The organism is Rhodopirellula europaea 6C, from assembly GCF_000338295.1.
GTDB classification, from domain to species: Bacteria; Planctomycetota; Planctomycetia; order Pirellulales; family Pirellulaceae; genus Rhodopirellula; species Rhodopirellula europaea.
Genome location: NZ_ANMO01000168.1, coordinates 37301 through 58059, shown reverse-complemented (window position 1 = coordinate 58059; position 20759 = coordinate 37301). Strand labels below are relative to the sequence as shown.

16 protein-coding genes are annotated in these 20759 nt (G+C 56.1%); 11 read left to right on the top strand and 5 right to left on the bottom strand.

The genetic code is table 11. The features are described from left to right. Positions 1 to 7: 7 nt before the first annotated feature. Together gatC and rpmB are read right to left on the bottom strand one after the other, a co-directional pair. Positions 8 to 331 (bottom strand): Asp-tRNA(Asn)/Glu-tRNA(Gln) amidotransferase subunit GatC, encoded by a 324-nt coding sequence (gene gatC / locus RE6C_RS17535; RefSeq protein ID WP_008658642.1) that lies wholly within the window; start codon positions 329 to 331, stop codon positions 8 to 10. After that, positions 331 to 603 carry a 50S ribosomal protein L28 gene (gene rpmB / locus RE6C_RS17530; RefSeq protein ID WP_007334954.1) on the bottom strand — a complete coding sequence of 91 codons (273 nt, stop codon included), beginning with the start codon at positions 601 to 603 and terminating at the stop codon, positions 331 to 333. Before rpmB ends, gatC begins: the two co-directional genes overlap by 1 nt. A gap of 698 nt (positions 604 to 1301) precedes the next feature. Between rpmB and RE6C_RS17520 the strand changes: the two genes are divergently transcribed. Then, positions 1302 to 2528: a porin gene (locus RE6C_RS17520; protein ID WP_008658640.1), complete on the top strand. Its 1227-nt coding sequence runs from the start codon at positions 1302 to 1304 to the stop codon at positions 2526 to 2528. Between the two features lie 354 nt (positions 2529 to 2882). After that, the gene (locus RE6C_RS17510; protein WP_008658638.1) at positions 2883 to 4214 is read left to right on the top strand and encodes a porin; all 1332 of its coding nucleotides are present in this window, start codon (positions 2883 to 2885) and stop codon (positions 4212 to 4214) included. A 90-nt stretch (positions 4215 to 4304) separates the two neighbouring features. On the opposite strand, the gene purB is transcribed toward RE6C_RS17510, so the two are convergent. Next, positions 4305 to 5741 (bottom strand): adenylosuccinate lyase, encoded by a 1437-nt coding sequence (purB, locus tag RE6C_RS17505; protein WP_008658637.1) that lies wholly within the window; start codon positions 5739 to 5741, stop codon positions 4305 to 4307. A 150-nt stretch (positions 5742 to 5891) separates the two neighbouring features. On the opposite strand from purB, the gene RE6C_RS17500 reads away from it, so the two are divergent. Then, positions 5892 to 7973 carry a hypothetical protein gene (locus RE6C_RS17500; protein WP_008658636.1) on the top strand — a complete coding sequence of 694 codons (2082 nt, stop codon included), beginning with the start codon at positions 5892 to 5894 and terminating at the stop codon, positions 7971 to 7973. Between the two features lie 111 nt (positions 7974 to 8084). Here the strand turns inward: RE6C_RS17500 and queC are convergent, their stop codons facing one another. Both queC and RE6C_RS17490 read right to left on the bottom strand, forming a co-directional pair. Then, positions 8085 to 8822: a 7-cyano-7-deazaguanine synthase QueC gene (gene queC, locus RE6C_RS17495; RefSeq protein ID WP_008658634.1), complete on the bottom strand. Its 738-nt coding sequence runs from the start codon at positions 8820 to 8822 to the stop codon at positions 8085 to 8087. After that, complete coding sequence (locus RE6C_RS17490) at positions 8819 to 9784, bottom strand: 3'-5' exoribonuclease YhaM family protein (RefSeq protein ID WP_008658633.1); 966 nt, start codon at positions 9782 to 9784, stop codon at positions 8819 to 8821. The genes queC and RE6C_RS17490 overlap by 4 nt, the downstream gene beginning before the upstream one ends. A gap of 246 nt (positions 9785 to 10030) precedes the next feature. Here RE6C_RS17490 and RE6C_RS17480 point away from each other — a divergent pair, with 246 nt between their 5' ends. From RE6C_RS17480 to RE6C_RS17445, 8 genes are all read left to right on the top strand, one after another. Further along, positions 10031 to 12280, top strand: a complete 2250-nt coding sequence (locus tag RE6C_RS17480; protein WP_236618299.1) for a serine/threonine-protein kinase — start codon at positions 10031 to 10033, stop codon at positions 12278 to 12280. Between the two features lie 117 nt (positions 12281 to 12397). Then, positions 12398 to 13276 carry a hypothetical protein gene (locus RE6C_RS17475; protein WP_008658628.1) on the top strand — a complete coding sequence of 293 codons (879 nt, stop codon included), beginning with the start codon at positions 12398 to 12400 and terminating at the stop codon, positions 13274 to 13276. 210 nt (positions 13277 to 13486) lie between these two features. Next, positions 13487 to 15538, top strand: a complete 2052-nt coding sequence (gene flhA, locus RE6C_RS17470; RefSeq protein ID WP_008658626.1) for a flagellar biosynthesis protein FlhA — start codon at positions 13487 to 13489, stop codon at positions 15536 to 15538. Beyond that, the gene (gene flhF, locus RE6C_RS17465) at positions 15538 to 16929 is read left to right on the top strand and encodes a flagellar biosynthesis GTPase FlhF (RefSeq protein WP_039962385.1); all 1392 of its coding nucleotides are present in this window, start codon (positions 15538 to 15540) and stop codon (positions 16927 to 16929) included. Before flhA ends, flhF begins: the two co-directional genes overlap by 1 nt. Before the next feature lie 217 nt (positions 16930 to 17146). Further along, on the top strand, positions 17147 to 17377 hold the full coding sequence (locus RE6C_RS17460) for a hypothetical protein (protein ID WP_007338662.1): 231 nt from the start codon (positions 17147 to 17149) through the stop codon (positions 17375 to 17377). A gap of 121 nt (positions 17378 to 17498) precedes the next feature. Further along, positions 17499 to 18317: a FliA/WhiG family RNA polymerase sigma factor gene (locus tag RE6C_RS17455; protein WP_008658619.1), complete on the top strand. Its 819-nt coding sequence runs from the start codon at positions 17499 to 17501 to the stop codon at positions 18315 to 18317. Positions 18318 to 18325: 8 nt separating this feature from the next. Further along, entirely contained in the window at positions 18326 to 19570 is a 1245-nt protein-coding gene (locus tag RE6C_RS17450) for a glycosyltransferase family 4 protein (protein ID WP_039962383.1), read from the top strand. Positions 19571 to 19812: 242 nt separating this feature from the next. After that, positions 19813 to 20757, top strand: a complete 945-nt coding sequence (locus RE6C_RS17445; protein WP_008658616.1) for a serine/threonine-protein kinase — start codon at positions 19813 to 19815, stop codon at positions 20755 to 20757. The last annotated feature ends 2 nt before the right edge of the window (positions 20758 to 20759 follow it).

The following is a 20759-nucleotide window of genomic DNA, read 5'->3' as shown; positions in this document are numbered from 1 at the left end:
TGACGCTTCACTTCTTGGAAGAAGTGTTTCCCAGGACTGGTGGTACCAAAAACGTGCCGTCTTGAGAGGCGGGAGCCGTGCGTGTCGCCGCTTTGGATGACAGGCTTTGGTCGGGAGCGTCGTCGCGGAAGCAGTTTTCGACGTCCAGCGCACTCGTCATCGGCTCGACACCGGAGGTGTCGAGTTCGGACAATTGTTCAACGAAACCGAGGATGTCCGTGATTTGCGGACCAAAATCGGTTTGCTCCTGCTCCGTAAGCTGAAGTCGAGCCAGTCGAGCCAATTTTTGGATGTCGACCGAACCACCGCTGCCGTTGCCGGAACTGGACATCAGGACTTTTTGCTGCCGCTGACGTCAAATGGTTTGGTTTTCACCGTTTTGCGAACGACACCGCTGCGGATGCACTGCGTGCAAACTCGCATCGATTTATTGGTGCCGTTTGGCAATGTCACGTGAACTTTTTGCAAGTTGGGGACAAATTTACGGCGGGTACAGCCGGTGATCTTGGTACCGACACCGCCCAAGTACTTCGCTTTACCCCGGGTTTCGATACGGTTGCCCATTTGGACTTTTTTGCCGCACGCTTCGCACTGTCGTGCCATCTGATTCTCCGCCACCGCTCGCGGTGATTGTCATGAATGTGGTTTGAGACGGTCAAAATCCCTGGTTTCAGGGAGAAGCCCCGCAGGATAGCGGGTGGAACGTTTTATTGAAAGCAGGATTTTCAGATGCGGGGCGTGTTCGGAGTGGGAAGCGTCAAAGTTTGCCCAGCTGGAACGTTGAGAGCGACCCGCAGATGAGGATCAATAGGCGCGTTGCGCACCTCGCGGGCGGTTTCTAAGTCGTTTTGTGCACCGGTTGAGGACAGATCCCGCTAACCCACCGATGAATTCTCCCGACGACATGATGGATTGCTTTCAACTCACTCGAAATTTCTCGAGGTGATTGATTCGAATTCCGAAGCGATTGCCTGAAAGTTTCGATGTGCCATCGGCGGCAGGCAGCGTGTGCGTTGAAAGAGCGATGGACTGCGTTTGTTTCATCGTTGAGAGCGAGAGATCGGCCCTCCCTAATTGTGGGGGCACAGCTTCCCGTTCGAACAGCATCCATTTTGAATCTTGGTGACACGAAACGACCCAATTGGATTGGGATATCAACGGAGAAAGCAATGAAGCTTAGTAAACTAGCTCTGATCGCAGCGGTTGCATGCGGCGTTAATGCCACGAACCTGACCGGCGCTTCAGCAAATGATATTGGATTGGTCTCTTGCACCTCATCGCTTTGCGATTGTGGTGAGCCCGTGTGTGGTTGTGAGCCTGTTGGCGGCTGCGACACCGGTTGCGAGAACGAAGTGACTTGCGGTTGCGAAACCATTGGTTGCTTGGGTGATTGTGGATGCGACTCAGGCTGCGACAGCGGTTGTGATTCGCTCTGCGGCGGTGGCCTCGGAAGCTGCTTGCCCGGTATGGGCGACTGCTGCTTGGACGACCCTTACACACTGTTCGGCGACGTCTGCGGCATCGAAGTCGGCGGATGGGCGTCGATCGGCTACCACACAAAGGCATTGCCTTTGTTCAACAGCCGTCCCGACAACGTTCAGTTGCAACAAGCATGGTTGTACGCTGAAAAAGCCATCGACACTTCGTGTGGATTCGACATCGGTGGACGTATTGATTACGTCTACGGTACCGACGGACCCGACACGCAAGCGTTCGGAATCGACAACGGTCACTGGGACAACGACTGGGACAACGGCGGCGACTACGGTCACGCAATCCCTCAGTTGTATACTGAAATGGGCTACGGCGACCTGTCGGTCAAAGTGGGTAAATTTTTCACGACCATTGGTTTTGAAGTCGTTGCCGCTCCGGACAACTTCTTCTACAGCCACGCTTACACGATGTACAACAGCGAGCCCTTCACCCACACCGGTGCTTTGGCAACGTACGACGTTTCGGATGACCTGAGCGTATTCGGTGGATACACGGTGGGTTGGGACAGCGGTTTTGAAGACAACGGCGACAGCTACCTCGGTGGTTTCTCGGCTGGTTTGACGGATGACTTGACCCTGACCTACGCCACGACCGTTGGTCGATTCAACGAGCGTCAAGGCGTTGCTGGCGGAGCCGAACGAGGATACATGCACTCGATCGTTGCTGATTACGCTGTGAGCGACAACTTGCAGTACATCATTCAGTCGGACGTACTGGATAGCGAAGATGCTGCTGGTGCAACCGTTCGCGACACGTTCGGCATCAACCAGTACTTGATCTACAACATCAATGACTGCTTGTCCTTGGGTGGCCGCTTCGAGTGGTACCAAAACGAAGGCGTCTTCGATGACGGCAACAACACCGGGAGCGACGTTTACGCTCTGACGACCGGTATCAACTACCGTCCTCACGCCAACGTCTTGATTCGTCCCGAAGTTCGTTGGGACTGGGTCGATGGCGACACCACCGGAATCTTGGAAAATGATGACGACGATCAAACCACCTTCGGTTTCGATACGATCTTCACCTTCTAAGCTGCCCCGAACGAAGATTTCGTGAGATCCAAGAGGCCGGTTCACCGCAGAAATGCGATGAGCCGGCTTTTTTTCGTTTGCGTTCAAGATTTCAAAGAGCATGACCGACGGCTTCAGACTCGCCGGATCAACCTCCTAACCCGCAAAGTTTAACGCGGGGCCGGATTTTCCGGTGATTCGGGTTGGGGTTTCTATGGCGTTGGTCTCAATTACAACGCGCCGCGGCGACGATACATCCCAGCAAGGAATCGCCTCTACTTGGCGGTCGACACGGTTGACTGGTTTGCTGCCATGGAAGGTGGCAGTCACTGTGGACGCGGCGAATCCATTTGAAATCGATCAGGGACGAGCAAGATGAAATCGAAACGAGCTGCTTTGTGGTTGGCCCTCGGTGGCTTGGTTGGATTGGGAAGCCTCAATGGCGTTTCTGCCGCCGACCGATTCGTGGCTGACGCAAGCTATCAAGGTGGAATGGCCACCAGTCAGTCCGAAGTTGTCCCCGTGGGGCACTTCAACGCCAGTTGTGATGAATCGTGTGACACGTTTCCCGAAATGGAATGTGGTTGCGGCGAACTGACCTGCGATGGTGGTTGTGGGGACATGGGAGGCGGCCTGTTCGACGATGGTGGCTGCGGCATGTTCGATTGCGATCTCGGCGATCCGTTCACCCTGTTCGGCGAAGCCTGTGGCTACACCGTCGGCGGCTGGGTTCAAATGGGCTACCACAGCAAAGCGTTGCCTTTGTTCAACAACCGCCCCGACGAAGCCAACTTGCATCAAGCTTGGTTCTACGCCGAAAAAGCGATCGACACCTCGGACGGGTTCGATTTCGGCGGACGCATTGACTACGTCTACGGCATCGATGCTCAGGACACGCAAGCGTTCGGCATCGACAATGGTCACTGGGACACCGGTTGGGATCGCGGCGAGTATGGCAGTGCGTTGCCACAGGTCTACGGCGAAGTGGGCTACGGAGACCTGTCGGTGAAGTTTGGCCGCTTCTTCACGATCATTGGTTACGAAGTCGTTGCCGCTCCAGACAACTTCTTCTACAGCCACGCTTACACGATGTACAACAGCGAGCCCTTCACCCACACCGGTGCATTGGCGACTTACAACGCTGGCGAAGACCTGACTCTCTACGGTGGTTACACCTTGGGCTGGGACAGCGGATTCGAAGACAACGGCGACTCGTTCTTGGGCGGTGTTTCGTTGGCCATGAGTGACGACGTCACCGTGACCTACGCAACGGTTGCGGGACGTTTTGCAGATGAGCCAGCCGGCACCACATCGCAAGGCTACATGCACTCGATCGTCACCGACATCGCGTTGACCGATCAACTGCAGTATGTCCTGCAGTCAGATTACTTGGACGCCGAAGACGGCAACGGTGGCAACTTCAAAGAGACCTACGGTCTGAACAACTACCTGATCTACACGGTCAGCGATTGTTTGGCCTTGGGCAGCCGCTTTGAGTGGTATGACGCCGACGCGGGTGTGTTCGATGGTGGCAACGTTGACGTCTACGCGTTGACCTTGGGTGCCAACGTCAAACCGCACGCCAACGTCTTGATCCGTCCCGAAATTCGCTGGGATTGGGCAGACGGAGCCGACGTGACCGGTATCTTGGAAAACGACGAAGACGAACAAACCACGTTCGGTATCGACACGATCTTCTTGTTCTAAGAAACGGACTATTCAAGAGAGAAGCTTGATCTCGCCGGTGCCATGCGAACCGGCGAGATCTTTGCGTTGACAGGCAGTTGCTCGTTGAAATCAGACTGTGACTTCGACGCTCAAGCTGTCGCTGCCAGAGTATCGCTGGCGGATGGGAGCAATGATCGCTTCCATGAACTCGTCGACCTGTTGGGGAGCTCGCCCCACGTAAGCGTGCGGATCAATCGCAGCTTCCAAGTCGATGCCGGCGAAGTTCTCGTCGCCTTTGAGACGTTCCAGCAGATCGTTGTCGCCAGCGTTCTGTTTGACTTCCAGTGCCGCGGCTTGGCTGTGCACGCGAATTTGCTCGTGCAAATCTTGACGGTCACCGCCCGCAGCGACCGCTTGCATCAAGATGTTCTCGGTCGCCATGAACGGCAGTTCGGCGCCCAAGTTTTTCGCGATCGTGGCTGGGTAGACGACCATCCCGTCGGCAACGTTTTGCATCAACACGAGTGCCGCGTCGATCGCCAAGAACGCTTGCGGGATGACCAAGCGGCGGTTGGCGCTGTCGTCGAGCGTACGTTCCATCCACTGAGTCGCCGCGGTCATCGCGGGGCTGCTTTGCAGGCTCATGACAAACCGACCGAGAGCGCAGATTCGCTCGCTCCGCATCGGGTTGCGTTTGTAGGCCATCGCCGAGCTGCCGATTTGCTTCTTCTCAAACGGCTCTTCGACTTCTTTGCGGCCGGCTAGCAAGCGGATGTCGGTGGCGATCTTGTGCAGGCTTTGCCCGATTCCGGACAGGGCGTCGAGCAATTGAGCGTCGACTTTGCGAGGGTAGGTTTGTCCGGTGACGGCGTAGACAGAATCGAACGAGAGCTTTTCTGCGATACGTTTTTCGAGAGCTCGAACTTTGTCTTGATCGCCAGAGAACAACTCGAGGAAGCTGGCTTGGGTTCCCGTGGTGCCCTTGGCCGAGCGGGCTCGCAGCGTTTCGAGACGATGTTCGATCGCTTCGAGATCAAGAACCAGGTCGTAGATCCACAAGCATGCTCGCTTTCCGACCGTGGTGGGCTGAGCCGGTTGAAAGTGGGTGAAGGCGAGGCAGGGCAGGTCGCGGTGCTCGGCAGCGAATTTTGCCATTTGGTCGATCGTGGCCGCCAAGCGTTTGGCCGTGAGCTCAAGAGCTTCGCGAATTAGCAGCAGGTCGGCGTTGTCGGTCACAAAGCAACTGGTCGCGCCGAGGTGGATGATCCCACGGGCGTCCGGGCATTGGTCCCCGTATGCGTGCACATGAGCCATCACATCGTGGCGAAGTTCGCGTTCGTATTTGGCCGCCGCATCCAGATTTAAATTATTTTCGAACGACTTCAGCTGTTCGATTTGGGCATCGGTGATCGCGATTCCGAGTTCTTGTTCGGCCTCCGCGAGTGCAATCCAGACCTTTCGCCAGGATGCGAATCGCCGCTGGGGGCCCCAGTGAAACGCCATTTCTCGTGACGCGTAACGCTCAATCAGGGGGTTTTGGTACGGAGTTTCCTGCGTTTCGGTCATTTTGGTCTCTTGCAAGGGCACAAATCAGGCGATGGATGGTGACATCGGCATTTCGGCCCGAAATGGAAGGGTTTACGATATCGGCCGGCTGAGCCAGTCGCGCAGAGACGCGGGCTCGGATGGATTCCGATGATTTCAGACGGATCTTGAATGAATTTTCAACGGGTGCAAGTGGCGGACAAACGAGTGATCAATCCCACGCGAATATATTTTTCCAACTTCGACGGTCGAACACAGGCTCGCCGCGTCGCGGTGCTCCATGTGATGACAGCCGTTCTGGCCGTGTGTTTGATTGGATCACATTTGGTCGCTCAAGATGCGGCACCCGCAAAGGAAGCTGGGCCCGCAAAGAAAGCTGGAGCAGAGCAGGGCGATGCCAAACCAGTTTTGATGACGGCGTTGAAGTTGTTGCCCGATACAGCGGCCGGCGTGGTGCGTATTCCCAACCTGACTGTGCTGTGTGATTCGTGGAAGAAGACAACACTGTCTGGCATCACGGATGACCCTTCGATGAAGCCATTGATCGATGCCAATTTTGGCAGCCAAGGTGCCGTGTGGGAAAAGCTCGGCGACAAGGTCGGCTTGCGTCCAAAAGAACTGTACGAGATCGCGACTGGAGAAGTGATTGCGGTTTGGTTGCCCTTTGAAAACGACAACCGTCGACCTTCTTCGGTTTGTGTTGTGGCCGACATTCGCGGAAAGCACGCGGAAGCGGAAGATGTCTTGAAGCGAGTTGATCAAGATCTGAAAGCCGACGGCGCAACCCGCACCGATGTCACTCATGCGGGCGAGACCGTTCGCGTTTACCGACCAAAGACGCGACCTGGGCAACTGAAGATCGAACAAGTTGTTGTCTCGCTCACCAAAGATCGCGTGATCGCATCGGATCGTGATTCGGTGGTGTTGGAGATCCTGGACGCGATTGCAAACGATGGCCGCGAAGATTCCTTGGACAAGGCACCTTTGCTGCGAACCGTTTGGAAGCAGGCTCTGTCGCGTAGTGAAATCGAAACGGAAGGTTCGCAGGTTGAATGGTTCGTTAAACCGTTGACGATGGGCCGGATCATTCGCGACGTTGCCAAAGTGGATCGTGGCAACAAGGTTCGCATTTTGAATCTATTGGAAAACCAAGGGTTCGATGCCTTGCAAGCGGCCGGTGGTATCGCGGTCGTGGGTCAGGGCAAGTTCGACTTGCTGCATCGTGGTTACGTGCATGCTCCACCCGTGACCGACAAACCCAGTCGCTATCGTTTGGCGGCTCGGATGCTGCAATTTCCTAACACTCCGCTGGATGAGATTCCGGCATGGGTTCCCGCGAACACAGCCAGCCTCACGCGAGTGAACTGGAAGATCGAAGAAGCGTTTTGGGCGGTGGAGACTTTGGTCGACGAAGCCTTCGACAACGAAATTTTTCGGCCCAGCATTGAAGGCATCCGCGACGACGAGGAAGGGCCGCAAATTGATATTGAGAACAATGTTCTGCCAAACCTTTCCGAACACCTGTTGTTGCTGACTGACAACACGTTGCCCGCGACGGTGGATTCGGAACGCGTCTTGGTGGCGATCGAAGTCCGTGATGCGGATGCAATTGGAACGGCGGTTCGCAAAGCGATGGAAGTCGAACCGGATGTTTTCAAAGTCGACACGGTTCCAGGGATTGAGATTTGGCAAGTCAAACACGGCAGCGGCGACGATGAACTGGATGATGAGTTTTTCGATGATCTCGGCTTCGAGGAAGAGATCGATGAACAACAGACTCCGCTGTTGAACACATGGGCCATCGCGATGGTCCCTGCGGGCAAGGGTTCCAAGAAGCCACACCTGGTGTTTAGTAGCCACGTGGAGTGGTTGGTCGATGTCGCGAAGCGAATGCAAACTGGACAGGGCGACAAGCTCGCAGACCTGGATGAAGTCAAAGAACTGCTGGAAATGACCAGCGAGATGGGAGCCGATGAAGTGGCTTTTCAACGCGTGGTGCGTCTGCGTCAGTCGTTGCGAGCGAAGTACGAACTTCAACGCCAAGGTGAGTTGAAGAACAGTGATTCGGTTCTTGCTTCTTTGGTCCGGCGAATGCTCGAAGGCGACGAGCCCAAAGCGGACGAACCCATCGAGCGTTTGAACGTCAGCAAATGGCCAGCGTTCAGCGAGGTCGAGAAGTACTTCCGCAACGCGTTCGGATTTGTCGAAACCACCGAAACCGGTTGGAACCTCAACGGGTTCCTGCTGAAGTGAGCTAACCCTTCGGGGTGCGAGAGTAGAACAGTTGTCCTCAACTGTTCCGTCGGGCAGGCCTCAACGGCCAAGCGTCATCGCAACCAAGTCCACATCAACCGGATCGTTGTCTCAGCCGATGGCGGGATCGGCGATTTCGTTTTCTGCGAAACCTTTCGCTCTCAGCAGGCACGCGTCGCATTGGCCGCAGGGACGCATCTCGTCGCTGCTGCCTTGTGGATCGTAACAGGACAGCGTTTGGGAGTAGTCCACTCCGAGCTCGATGCCGCGCTGGATGATCTCGGCTTTCGTCCAGTGCAACAGAGGCGTGTGAATGGTGAGCGAGTGCGCGTCTTCCACACCTGCTTTGGTGGCCAAGCGTGCCATCGTTTGAAATGCGTCAATGAACTCTGGACGGCAATCCGGGTAGCCGCTGTAGTCGAGCGCGTTGACGCCGATGAAGATGTCTCGTGAGCCCAACGTTTCTGCAACCGCTAAGGCGTAGGACAGAAAGATTGTGTTGCGTGCTGGGACGTAGGTCACCGGAATGTCGCCCGCAATTTTGTCAACGTGATCCGATTTGGGGACGGCGATGGACGAGTCCACCAGGGCGGACCCGCCAAGCTGCGCCAAGTCGATGTCGATCACGCGGTGTGACACCACGCCCATCAAACTGGCTTGCTTCGCCGCGCGGTCGAGTTCGCCGTCATGGCGTTGGCCGTACCGAAAACTGATCGCGTGGACTTCGAATCCTTTGTCGCGGGCGATGGCGACGCAGGTGGCGCTGTCCAGTCCACCGGACAGCAACACAACCGCTTTGCCAGCGTCTTGCGAGGTGGAATTGGATTGAGGTTGTGAGGTCGAATTCACGAGTCGCCCTTCCAGAGTTTGCGTCCGATCGATGGGGTGTAGTTGGTCCAGTTACCATCCGCGGCGATGTCGGAATCAATGATCGAAGAGTACGAGGCAAGCTTGGCATCGAGGTTGTCGATGTGATGCAACGCAACCGCTTCGAGCGTGACCGGAATCTTGGGACTGCCGTATTCCAGCACGCCGTGGTGACTGACGATCAAGTGTTCCAATTGATGCCGCAGTCCGGTGGAAAACTTTTGGCCGGTGGTGGCTTCGGTTTCCGCGATCTTTTCGCCCAAGCGTTGGACGCCGATGACGATGTGCCCAACGAGTTGCCCCCGATCGGTGTAGCTGATCTCGCCGCTGGCTCGAAGTTCGTCGATCTTCCCCAGATCGTGCAGGAAGGCTCCCATCAACAACAGGTCCGTGTCGACCTTGGCATATCGCGGTGAGATCAGTCGGACCAATTCCATCATGTTGACGGTGTGTTCGAGCAGTCCGCCTGGATAAGCGTGATGGTTGGAGACCGCTGCGGCGGCTTGTCGAAACGATTGAACGAACGATTCGTCGTTCAGGTAAGACTGGGCCAACGCATGCAGGGCGGGCTGGGAGATCGTGGCCAGCAATTCTCTCAGACGCGTGAAGTTGTTGTCGGCTTGGGTCGCGTCGAACCGATCAAAATCACTTTGGTCCACTTCTGCGGGATCCATGCGTTGGATCTCGGTCAGGATGACTTGCAGCGATCCGTTGTGGATTTGGGTGCGGCCGGTGCAGTGGATGTAGTCCCCGCGGTCGAACGTGTCGAAGGTGGTTTCGTCCGCGTTCCACATCATTCCGACGATCGTGCCGGATCGGTCGGACAACTTCAGCAGGATGTACTTGCCACCCTGACGATTGACTCGCAGTTGTTTGTCAGCAGCTTGGAACGGCTGGGCCAACGTCATTCCGTCGGCGAGATCATGGATAGCGGTTCGTGACACGGGCTCGTCGCGGGTAGAAGGCGATTAGATGTTCAGAGCGGGTAGATGTTCAGGGCAGGGCGGTGGTCTTCGCCCAATCCAGCGGCCAATCGTATCAAGACCCGGAATGGATTCCATGGGGACAGATTTCCGTGGCGGAAGAGTTGTTGGGCGATGGGCCAGTGTTTACCCTGCAGGGTTGGATTCTGCCGAACGAGTCGGGCGGGGCGGCCTGCCAGCCGGTCAAACGCATCGACGACAGGTGGAATGCATTGGATTCCCATCGCAACCCGGCATTTCATGACCGATTCACCGCCCGCACCTGATTCACCCCCTGAGTTTTTGGATCCCCCAGAAGCAGCTGGCGAATTGGGCCGATTGGGGCCGTATCGTGTGATCAAGTTGCTCGGTCAGGGCGGCATGGGGCATGTCTACCGAGCGCAAGACACTCGGTTGCAACGCACCGTGGCTCTCAAGGTGATGAACGAGCGATTCGCGAAATCGCCGAACAGTCGCAAGCGGATCGTCGAGGAAGCTCGCTCGATGGCCGCGGTTCATCATGACAATGTCGCGACGCTGTTCGAGGTTGGCCAACGCAATGGCACACCTTTCTTGGCGATGGAGTTGTTGCAGGGAGGAACGTTGGAGGAGCTGCTGCAATCCGGTCGCCAATTCAGCTCAGAGGAAGTGATCGCGATCGCAGATCAAGTCGCCTTGGGTTTGGAAGCCGCTCACGATCGAGGGATCATTCACCGAGACATCAAACCGGCAAACCTGTGGATTCAATCGCCTTCCGAACGCGTCAAGATTTTGGACTTTGGTTTGGCGGTCGCTGGATCGGCGGTGCAAGGTTTGGCTCGCGGTGACAGCGTCGTCGGCACACCGGGTTACTTGTCGCCCGAACAAGCTCGCAACGAAACGGTCGATGAACGCACCGATCTCTATTCGCTCGGTGTTGTGATGTATGAGATGTGTGCGGGGAAGGTTCCGTTGCTGGCGTCCAACACGCCCTCACAACTCGTCAACATTCTCTGCCGTGAACCGTTGACTCTTTCCCAACGAAAGCAAAACGGTGAACCAGTCGATGTGCCCGAACCGCTCGAACGACTGATCATGAGGTTGTTGTCCAAGGAACCCGGGCAGCGATACGAAACAGCGGGGCACTTTCGCAAAGCACTGATGGCAGTGTCGGAGCAAATTCAACAATCCAAACAAGCAGGCTTGGCGATCGAAGTCGATCCGACGTCGAGCAACGGTTCGTCGGTGGCAGAGGGCTCTCAGTCGACTGCGACGACGAAGACGACCAGCGGTGGAGGAAACAAGGCATTGTTTGCCGTCGCCGGGTTGGCCGTTGTCGCACTGATTGCCGGCGGAGTGTGGTGGGGGCTAAGCGACAAAGCTTCGAAGAGCACGCCGATGGAATCAGTGAAGTCGGCTTCGACGGCTGACGCTGCACCCTCGGTACTGGCTGCTGAACTGGGAGCGTTGCAGCTAACGGGAAAGGTCATTGCTGATTCCGAGATTCCCGTTGGCGAAATGGCCAGGTTTCGGTTGCAGTTGACCAACCAAGCCGACTCGCGTGAAAACGATCCGCGAGTTCGTTATTCGCAAGCGGGGCAGGTCGCTCGCATCACGACCTATTTGCAACAAGAAGGGCAGCTCAAGCGCAAGGCTCCCGCGTTTCCCCGATCCTTTTCGCCAAGGCAGTTGCCGGCGCCGGGCGAGACCCAATCGATCGAGGTTCAGTTCTTGACCAACAACTTGGCCCAGGAGCGTTTTGATGTGATCTTCGAACTGCAATCGCCGGCGGGGGCACACGTTGACTCGATGACATCTCAATTCGAAGTCACCGAAAATTTGCAGTCCGGCGATCTGTTGGGGTTTGAAACCATTCGAACGCGTGCCGGAAAAGGTGCGGACACATATGTTCGCAAAGGAAGCGAGGAGGACTTTGGAAAGCAGCCCGCCGTCGTTGCTCATCGAGATGGAGCGAACGGCAAAGATGTGTTGGCGATCGCTTTTCTGAGGTTTGATCTGACGCAGTTGGCTCCGCCGTCTGGGGCCGGGGATGATTCGGCAAGCTCTGTTCTGCAGCGAATCGATCGTTCCGCTTTGTTGCTGAGCATGGCTCCGAATTCGCACCCCGGTGCGGGACAGATTTTGGTCCACGGTTGGCCATCGGATTTGAGGACCCCCGGTGGCATCGGCCCGCTGGATTGGAGCGAAACCGGAGAAGGGGCTCTCTCGTTTGAGGCCAGTCCCGTGGCAAATGGCCTGAGCGATTTGGTCCCGCTCGGTAAGTTGCAGTTCGATAATTCGGGGGAAGGTTTGAAGGACCAGCCCGACGGAATCCGCTTCGTTTCCAGAGCGTTGGATGATTTTTTGCGATCGTCTCCCGGTGTCGTCACGCTGGTGTTGTCGCAGGAAGGATGGTTGGGAAATAGCACCCGCTTCAACTCCCGAGACCGTTCGCCTGAATTGGCCCCCGGTTTGGCGGTTCGCTGGAAAACAGATTGAGCGGAAGCCGTTTTCCCGAAAGTGGATATGTCCTTGGCAGCCGAATTTAGCGACAAGATGCGGGGTTTCGGGGGTCTGTGAGGCTACTTGGTGACATGGCTGAGTTAGAATGCGGGGATGAATCCTCCGGCCGTTTCCCATCCCAACACTTCGACCGACGCTGATGCTTCGGCTCGCGAAGAGCTATCGAAGTCAGCGAATGCGGGCGATCTGGCAGCATCATCGCTGACCGGCTCATCGGAGGTGCGGCTCAGCCGATCTCGGCAGACATGGACCGGAGCGGGCAGCGCCGCCGGGTTTGTGCTGCGTTATTTGCCGCCGATGCGTCGGTTGCTGACGGATGTATTGGGCAGTGAATCGGATGCGGATCGGGCGTTGGCTATTCTGATTTCGCATTTGGTCAAAGCCGGGTATTCCGGTCACGCGAAGGGCCGATTGCGGGACTTTTTGATTCTCGGGCTCCGCTCGGCCGCGAAAGCTCGGGTAACCGAGATCGAGGCCAAGGCGAAAAAAGCCGGCGAATCGGTCGCTCCGCGTGAATTGGATCTGGATTCCGCGAAAACAGAATCACGCAAGTGGCTCAGTTATTGGCGAGAAGGATTGCTGCAGAGGACTTGGCGGGCTCTCGAGCGTGAGCAGCATCGTGAAAGAACGCGGGCTCACCGAATTGAATCAGGTGAAGTCGATTCGGGCGATGCTGGTGTGGTCGCTATCGAGCCAGTCAACGACTTGGTTCACGACGTGATGCGAATGGTCGCGGACCATTCTGGTGAATCGTCCGAGGTGATTGCTGGTCGGGTCGCTGAGTTGGCTGAACGCAGCGTATCCGCCTCCGAGGTGAAGCGGCAGTTGCCGATCGCTCGGTCTCTGTTTGCTCAATTGTTGGCCGATGAGATCTCGTTGACGCTCGAAAACGCTGATGCGAAAGCAATCCAAGCCGAAATCGGCAAACTCGGACTGCAAAAGGCGTTTTCTGGTTTGCAGGTGAAGGCCTGAAGCCGGTCTGGTTCGGCGTTCACATGTGAAAGTCCGTGCGTTGGAAATGTCGCCGCTTTCTCGGTCGATCATCCTCCTAACTTGAGTCGAATTCTTCACTTTCGACGAAAAAGAAGTTTTGATACCGTCGGGCTTGGGGAGCACCGGGAAGGTGCTGCCATGAGATGAGTACGCTCGAGCCCGAAGGAACGACCGGCGATGCAGTTATTGATGCGCTACCGAGATTTGGTGTTGCCGATTGGCATCATCATGTGTTTGGTGGTGATTCTCGTGCCGCTGCCGCCGTTCCTGATGGACTTGCTGTTGGCAACCAACATCACCGTGGGTGTGATCGTGTTGCTGACGACAGTGTACGTCTCCACTCCGCTGGATTTCAGCATTTTCCCGTCGTTGTTGTTGGCCACGACGCTCGCCCGTTTGGTGCTGAACGTCGCCACAACGCGATTGATTTTGACCAGTACCGAGTCCGGCAGTGGCGGTGCCGCTGGCGGTGTGATCCAAGGTTTCGGTGAATTTGTCGCCGGGGACAGGATCGAAATCGGGATCATTATCTTTGTGATCATCGTGTTGATTCAGTTCATCGTGATCACCAAGGGTGCGACTCGGATCAGTGAAGTTGCCGCCCGATTCGCGTTGGACGGGATGCCAGGTCGCCAGATGGCGATCGATGCCGACATGAACGCGGGTTTGATTGACGAAAAGGAAGCCCAGCGTCGCCGTGAAGAGATCGCCAACCAAGCCGACTTTTACGGGGCGATGGATGGTGCCAGTAAGTTTGTTCGCGGGGATGCCATCGCTGGCATCGTGATCACGTTGGTCAACGTGGCCGGTGGTCTGTACATCGGCGTCATGCGGTACGGAATGACCGTTTCCGAAGCTGCGGAGCTATTTACCAAACTGACCATCGGTGACGGTTTGGTCAGTCAGGTGCCCGCGCTGTTGATCTCGTTGGCCGCGGGTTTGTTGGTCACCCGGAGTGCTCGCAAAGCCAGTTTGCCTGAGCAGTTCTTGCAGCAGTTGTTCAGCAATCCAAAAGCACTCGCTGTTGCCGGCGGCTTTCTTTCGTTGTTGATTTTGACCAGCTTGCCAGCACTGCCGATGGCGACACTGGGAGCCAGTTGCATCGGTTTGGCCGTGGTCATGAACCGGCAAAACAAACAAGACGAACAAGACGAGTTGGACGCCGAAGAGGCCGAACAGGCTGCCGCGTCCGCACCGGCCGAAAAGCGGGTCGAGGATTACTTGAACGTGGACCCGATGGAATTGGCCATCGGTCTGGGATTGTTGTCGTTGGCTGACCCGAACCGTGGCGGCGATCTGATGCAGCGGATCACGGGTGTCCGACATTCAATCGCGGGCGACATCGGTGTGGTGCTGCCCAAGGTGCGGATTCGCGACGACATGAATCTGCACGATTACGAATACGAAATCCGAATCGCCGGAAACCCACTGACCAAACAACGTGTCCTGCCGGATCGCTTGTTGGCAATCGACAGCGGACACACGACGGGTGTGATTGATGGGGAACCGACGAAAGATCCAACGTTTGGCGAACCAGCGGTTTGGATCGATCCGATCCGCCGCGAACAAGCCGCGATTTATGGTTACACAACGGTCGAGCCCGGTGCGGTCTTGGCAACTCACTTGCAAGAGTTGGCTCGCCGTCATGCGGACGAATTGTTGACCCGCGATGCAACGAAGCATTTGATCGACGAATTGAAAGACGCGGCTCCGGCTGTCGTGGAGGAATTGATTCCAGGCATGCTGAAGATCAGCGATGTCCAACAAGTCCTGCAGACGTTGCTTCGCGAAGATGTGCCGATTCGACAATTGGCCATCATCTTGGAGACTCTGGGCGATCATGCGGGGCGGACGAAGGATCCGATTTGGCTCAGCGAATATGTTCGTCACCGTTTGGCGAGAACGATCAGCACACGCTACCGCGACGAATTGGGCCAACTGCATGTGGTGGCGCTCGACCCAGCGATGGAAGACCGCATTGCGGCAGGAATCGAACATACCGAGCGAGGACTTTTTGTTCGGATGAGTCCTCAAGCAGTGGACTCGACTTGCGACAAAATCTCCCAAGCCGTTAAGAAACTAATCACGTTGGGACATACCCCGATCATTTTGGTCAGTCCTCGGATTCGTCCGGGACTTCGCCAGATCATCGCAGGATCGATGCCCCGCGTTCGTGTGTTGTCGTACAACGAGATCACACAAGACACAAAAATCCAGTCACACGGCGTGGTGAGTGATTGATGCATATCCGAACTTTTCGAGCAGCGAATCTGCAAGCAGCCCTTGCAGACATCCGAGAGCAAATGGGCCCGGAAGCTTCCGTGCTTCATACGCGGCAGGTCCGCAATGGCTGGATGGGCTGGCTTGGCCGGACTCATGTGGAAGTCACTGCGGGATTGCACAGTGGTCCTGCGGATGGAACTTCGCACGATGCTTCCGGCAGTCGCGTTCCAGCAAACTACGCGGACGAACCGCTACAGCCCGCTGATGTCCGTTCGGTCAATTCCGTGGCGGCATCCTCCGGTTATGGCACGTCGCCAACGGGGACACCTAATCTCAACGCCGGCACAATCAATCCCGGCGGAGTACCCGTTTCCCCGGGGCAGAATCCTGTTGACGCGGCGTATCACAACTATGACCCGTCACACCAACTGTCGTCAGGCACCGGGAATTCTGGTCCTGCCAACGCAAGCCATGGGGCAGGGCAGGGCGGTTTCTATGGTGCGGGCTACGCATCTGGAGAGCTGAGTCCTGCGGATTCGCTTTCGTTGCGGTTACTTCAAGCTGGAGTGGAAGAAGCCACCGCTCGCAGATGGATGGCTTCGGCGTCCAGCTTTGCAGCGGGAATCGCGAATTCTGAATCTGCGGTGCAGTCGGACCAGCGTTGGATGGAACATCTGCAGCGAGCAGTGGCACGAGAGCTGAACTTGTGTGGACCAATTCGAACTCAGCCTGGCGACCGTCATGTGGTCGCGTTGGTTGGACCGACAGGCGTTGGCAAGACCACCACGGTAGCCAAGCTGGCGGCAGGTTTCCGCATCGAAGCTCGTCGGCGGGTTGGTTTGCTAACGATTGACACATACCGAATCGCGGCGGTCCAGCAGCTGAAGGCTTACGCCGAGATCATGGACTTGCCAATGCAAGTTGTTGAGAAACCCGAACAGATGGAAACGGCGCTGAGTGCACTGGGGGATGTCGATCTGGTTTTGATCGATACCGCCGGCCGCAGCCCGCGAAGTGATGCCCGCATCGAACAGCTCTCTGAGTTTCTGCGAGCGGCACATCCAGACGAAACACACTTGGTTCTCAGTGCGACCAGTTCGGGTGAAAACATTCGAACGACGCTAGAAGGTTTCGCCCCAGTGCGAGCCAACGCGGTCACGCTGACCAAGCTTGATGAGACACCTTGTATGGCATCTGTGTTGGCTGCGTTGACGGGGCGTGATCGCATCGTCGCGCCGCCGCTGAGCTATCTGACCAATGGTCAGCAAGTCCCCGATGACATCGCCGTGGCTGACGCTTCGGGTCTGGTGGCACAATTGTTGCCGCACATGCCTACGGCTGGATTGGGGGAGATGGGATTTGAAACAATGGACGGGTACGAATCTTTGCACTACGGCGAGGCGGCCTAATTTCGAAAAGTTTGACTGAAGTATCAACGGGAAGCTGACCGATACTCTGAACTGCGACGGCACGTGATCGACGAAAGTCACTTGAGACTTTTTTTGAAGTGTCCGTTTAACGAGTTTGGGATAGAAGAATTCGACCCGTTTTTATTTTCTGGCCTGCCTCCACTGTTTGGACGGTGACGTGACCCGATCATTGGCTCTATCGCTTGGATCATTCGCCATGGGACTGGTTGTCCTTCGCGGAATCTGGCATGGAGAGATGGCCGGAGATGTTGCTTCGGAAGCGATCGGGACTCTGATCGTTTTCATGGGCATCGGAGGTTTGGCAGGTGCCATTGCGGATCAGTTGATCCGAGACGGAGTGGAAGACTTGTATCGCAAACGAGTGAAGTGGTTTCAGGAAGGTGTCGCCGAAACGGCATCGGAAGAAACCGAAAACCAAACCAAGTGACGGCGGACTGTTGACGGCACGGATGCTGATTGACTCGCACGTTCAAACACACCAAGACTTATTTCATTGCTAGTGACGGACACGCAGCGGATTTCCGATGCGGACATGAAGTTAGCAATCAGTGATCATCACGGAGGATTCTATGCCGGCTACCGCAACTGCTGACGACCCGATCTTGAAGGTATGGACTTCTTTCAAATCCACCACGAAAGATGCGCCTGATTACGAGCCGCTGCGGAATCAGTTGGTCGAACGTTACATGCAATTGGTTCGCTACAACGGCGAACGCATTTGGCAACGTCTGCCCGACGGCGTGGAGCTGGATGACTTGATCAGTGCCGGCATGTTCGGCCTGATGGACGCCATCGACGCCTACGACACTGAACGCGGCGTGAAGTTCGAAACGTTCTGCGTGCCCCGTATTCGTGGGGCGATGCTCGATGAGCTTCGTAAAATGGACTGGGTGCCACGTCTGGTCCGCAGTAAAGCCAGCAAGCTGGCCACCGCGACGAAGACCTTGGAAGCTCGTTTTGGTCGTGCACCAACCGTCCAAGAATTGTCGGCTCACATGGAGATCGACATCAAAGAAGTTGAAAAGATGCAGAGCGAAGCCAACGCCGTCGGCGTCGTCTCGCTGAACAAGAAGTGGTACGAAACGGACAGCTACAAAGACGTCCGTGAGATCGATATCCTGGAAGACAAGAAGGGTGAAGACCCCACTCGTCGCGTCCAGAAAAACGATCTGATGCGTTTGGTCACCAAAGGGTTGAACCGCAACGAGCGTCTGATCATCATTCTGTACTACTACGAAGAACTGACGATGAAAGAGATCGGGGCCACGTTGGACCTGTCAGAATCTCGCGTCAGCCAAATGCACACCGCTATCGTTAATCGTTTGCAACAGCAACTCGGCGTTCGTCGCCTAGAGTTCGGGGCTTAAGACCTTTCATGCGTATCGCCCATGTGATCACCCGAATGATCATTGGCGGTGCGCAAGAAAACACGCTGCACAACTGCCAGGACCTCGTTCACCTTCATGGGGACGAGGTCTTGCTCGTTACCGGGCCCGCTGTTGGACCGGAAGGAGACTTGCTCTCCAAACGTGTTCGCACCAACGAGGATGACATTGATGATTCGGCGAACGAAGCGAAGGGCAGGGCAGGGCGGTTCGATCTGGACGGACTGCCAATTGAATTGATTGATTCGCTGCGTCGGGCAATTCATCCGGTTCATGACTGGAATGCCTCGCGTGATCTGCGGCGGACTCTGCTGGACTTTGATCCGGATGTCGTTCACACGCACAGTGCAAAAGGTGGGCTGCTAGGCCGGCATGTGGGATGGGGGCTGAAGCGAACCTCCACTGGCAAACGTCCCGTTGTCGTCCACACGGTTCACGGTGCGCCGTTTCATAAGTACCAATACAAGATGGCTCATGACTTCTTTGTCCGTTGTGAACGATGGGCCGCTTCGCGTTGCCACAAGCTGATTTCCGTTGCCGACGCGATGACGGATCTGATGGTGGATGCGGGCGTCGCACCTCGCGAAAAGTTTGTGACGATTCACAGCGGAATGAATGTCGATCCATTCGTTCATGCGGTGGATCACCGCGAGGCTGTTCGACAAAGATACGGTCTGCGAGACGAGCATGTTGTGGTGGGCAAGATTGCTCGACTGTTTCATTTGAAAGGTCACGCTGACTTGGTTCCTGCAGCCAAGTTGGTTGCGGATCGGCATCCCAACGTTCGGTTTCTGTTGGTCGGAGATGGGATCCTGAGAGCAGAGCTGGAACAGCAAATCGAGTCGCTGGGATTGAAGGAACACTTCATCTTCACCGGCTTGGTTCCTCCGACAGAGGTTCCTGCCATGATTGGTGCGATGGACATCCTGGTTCACGCGTCCTACCGAGAAGGACTGGCTCGAGCGTTGCCTCAGGCATTGATCGCTGGGCGGCCGGCGATCAGCTATGACATCGATGGAGCTCGAGAAGTCGTGATCGATGACCAAACGGGGTATTTGGTTGGGGCAGGGCAGGTCGCTGATTTGGCGGACCGAATGATCCGTTTGGTTGGCGATCAAGAGCTTCGCCAGCGAATGGGCCAGGAAGGGCGATCTCGATTCACCGACCTGTTCCGGCACGAAACGATGACTCGACGGATCCGCGAGCTGTATGCGGATCTGATCTCTACCCACTGAGTGGGGCTTTGCCTCGAGCGGTCCCGCATTGGACGCTGGGTTGGTGAACCGATAGGAGGGCAGGGTAGTGGCGAGTTGAGACGCCGTTTCCCATGGCGGTATCCCGCCTCCCGCCAGGCGATTTACGGGGCCGGGCACACGTCTTTCGGCTGTGGGGGCGGTTGGACTATCATGCGAGGCCACAAAATCGTTTTGATCGTTCAACTCGATCGTCCCGTTTCCGACAAAGCCCCAGCCGCTCGATGTCTAAATCACGCGACTTTCTAGGTCCTTACCGACTTGCTCGTCTGATCCGTATTGGATCGACCGCCGAAGTTTGGGAAGCGATTGATGAAGGGGATCAAAAGCGATATGCGCTGAAGATTTTGCGGCAGTCGATGTCGAACGATAAAGCTGAGCTGGCATCGCTCAAACACGAGTACAACGTTGGCAAAACGCTTAACAGCCCTCGGATCATCAAGATGATCGATCACCGTGTCGAAAACGGCCGCCCGTTTTTGGTGTTGGAATTGTTCAGTGAAATGAACATGAAGCAGGCGCTTCGCAAGGGCCCGGAATCGCTGGCCTACATGCTCGACAAAATCGTCGAGCAAGCTGCCGAGGGCCTCTACTACATGCACACGAAGAATTGGATCCACCGCGATATCAAACCAGACAATTATCTGGTTTCTCATACCGGTGAGACCAAGCTGATTGACTTCACAATCACCGAACCGAAGCGAACCGGTTTGAGCAAGATGTTCTACAAGGCAAAGAACATCCAGGGCACACGCAGTTACATGGCTCCCGAGCAAATTCGCGGGAAGCTTTGCGACGAACGCAGTGACATTTATTCGTTCGGTTGCGTGCTGTTCGAAGCCTGCACAGGCAAGCCACCATACACCGGACAGACTCCCAACGATCTGCTGTCGAAACACTTGTCGGCATCGATCCCAAGTCCAATCGTCCACAACGACAACGTGACCAAGGATTTTGCGGACTTGGTCAAAAGCATGATGGCGAAGTCGCCCGACGCTCGGCCGCCATCGGTTTGGGAATTCTTAAAAGTCTTCCGCAACATCGAAGTTTGGCGGAAACGTCCTCGTCGACCGGAAGTGACCATCTTTGATGATGACACCTCCATGAAGTCGCCTGAGGACATGATTAAACGCCCCGAACCTACCAGCGACGAAGAAGAGGAAAATTAAGC

Bases quoted from the DNA above. Each gene is read 5' to 3' on its own strand.
- gatC (WP_008658642.1), bottom strand. From the start codon at position 331: ATGTCCAGTTCCGGCAACGGCAGCGGTGGTTCGGTCGACATCCAAAAA.
- rpmB (WP_007334954.1), bottom strand. From the start codon at position 603: ATGGCACGACAGTGCGAAGCGTGCGGCAAAAAAGTCCAAATGGGCAAC.
- RE6C_RS17510 (WP_008658638.1), top strand. From the start codon at position 2,883: ATGAAATCGAAACGAGCTGCTTTGTGGTTGGCCCTCGGTGGCTTGGTT.
- purB (WP_008658637.1), bottom strand. From the start codon at position 5,741: ATGACCGAAACGCAGGAAACTCCGTACCAAAACCCCCTGATTGAGCGT.
- RE6C_RS17500 (WP_008658636.1), top strand. From the start codon at position 5,892: ATGAATTTTCAACGGGTGCAAGTGGCGGACAAACGAGTGATCAATCCC.
- RE6C_RS17480 (WP_236618299.1), top strand. From the start codon at position 10,031: ATGCATTGGATTCCCATCGCAACCCGGCATTTCATGACCGATTCACCG.
- RE6C_RS17475 (WP_008658628.1), top strand. From the start codon at position 12,398: ATGAATCCTCCGGCCGTTTCCCATCCCAACACTTCGACCGACGCTGAT.
- flhA (WP_008658626.1), top strand. From the start codon at position 13,487: ATGCGCTACCGAGATTTGGTGTTGCCGATTGGCATCATCATGTGTTTG.
- flhF (WP_039962385.1), top strand. From the start codon at position 15,538: ATGCATATCCGAACTTTTCGAGCAGCGAATCTGCAAGCAGCCCTTGCA.
- RE6C_RS17460 (WP_007338662.1), top strand. From the start codon at position 17,147: ATGGGACTGGTTGTCCTTCGCGGAATCTGGCATGGAGAGATGGCCGGA.
- RE6C_RS17450 (WP_039962383.1), top strand. From the start codon at position 18,326: ATGCGTATCGCCCATGTGATCACCCGAATGATCATTGGCGGTGCGCAA.
- RE6C_RS17445 (WP_008658616.1), top strand. From the start codon at position 19,813: ATGTCTAAATCACGCGACTTTCTAGGTCCTTACCGACTTGCTCGTCTG.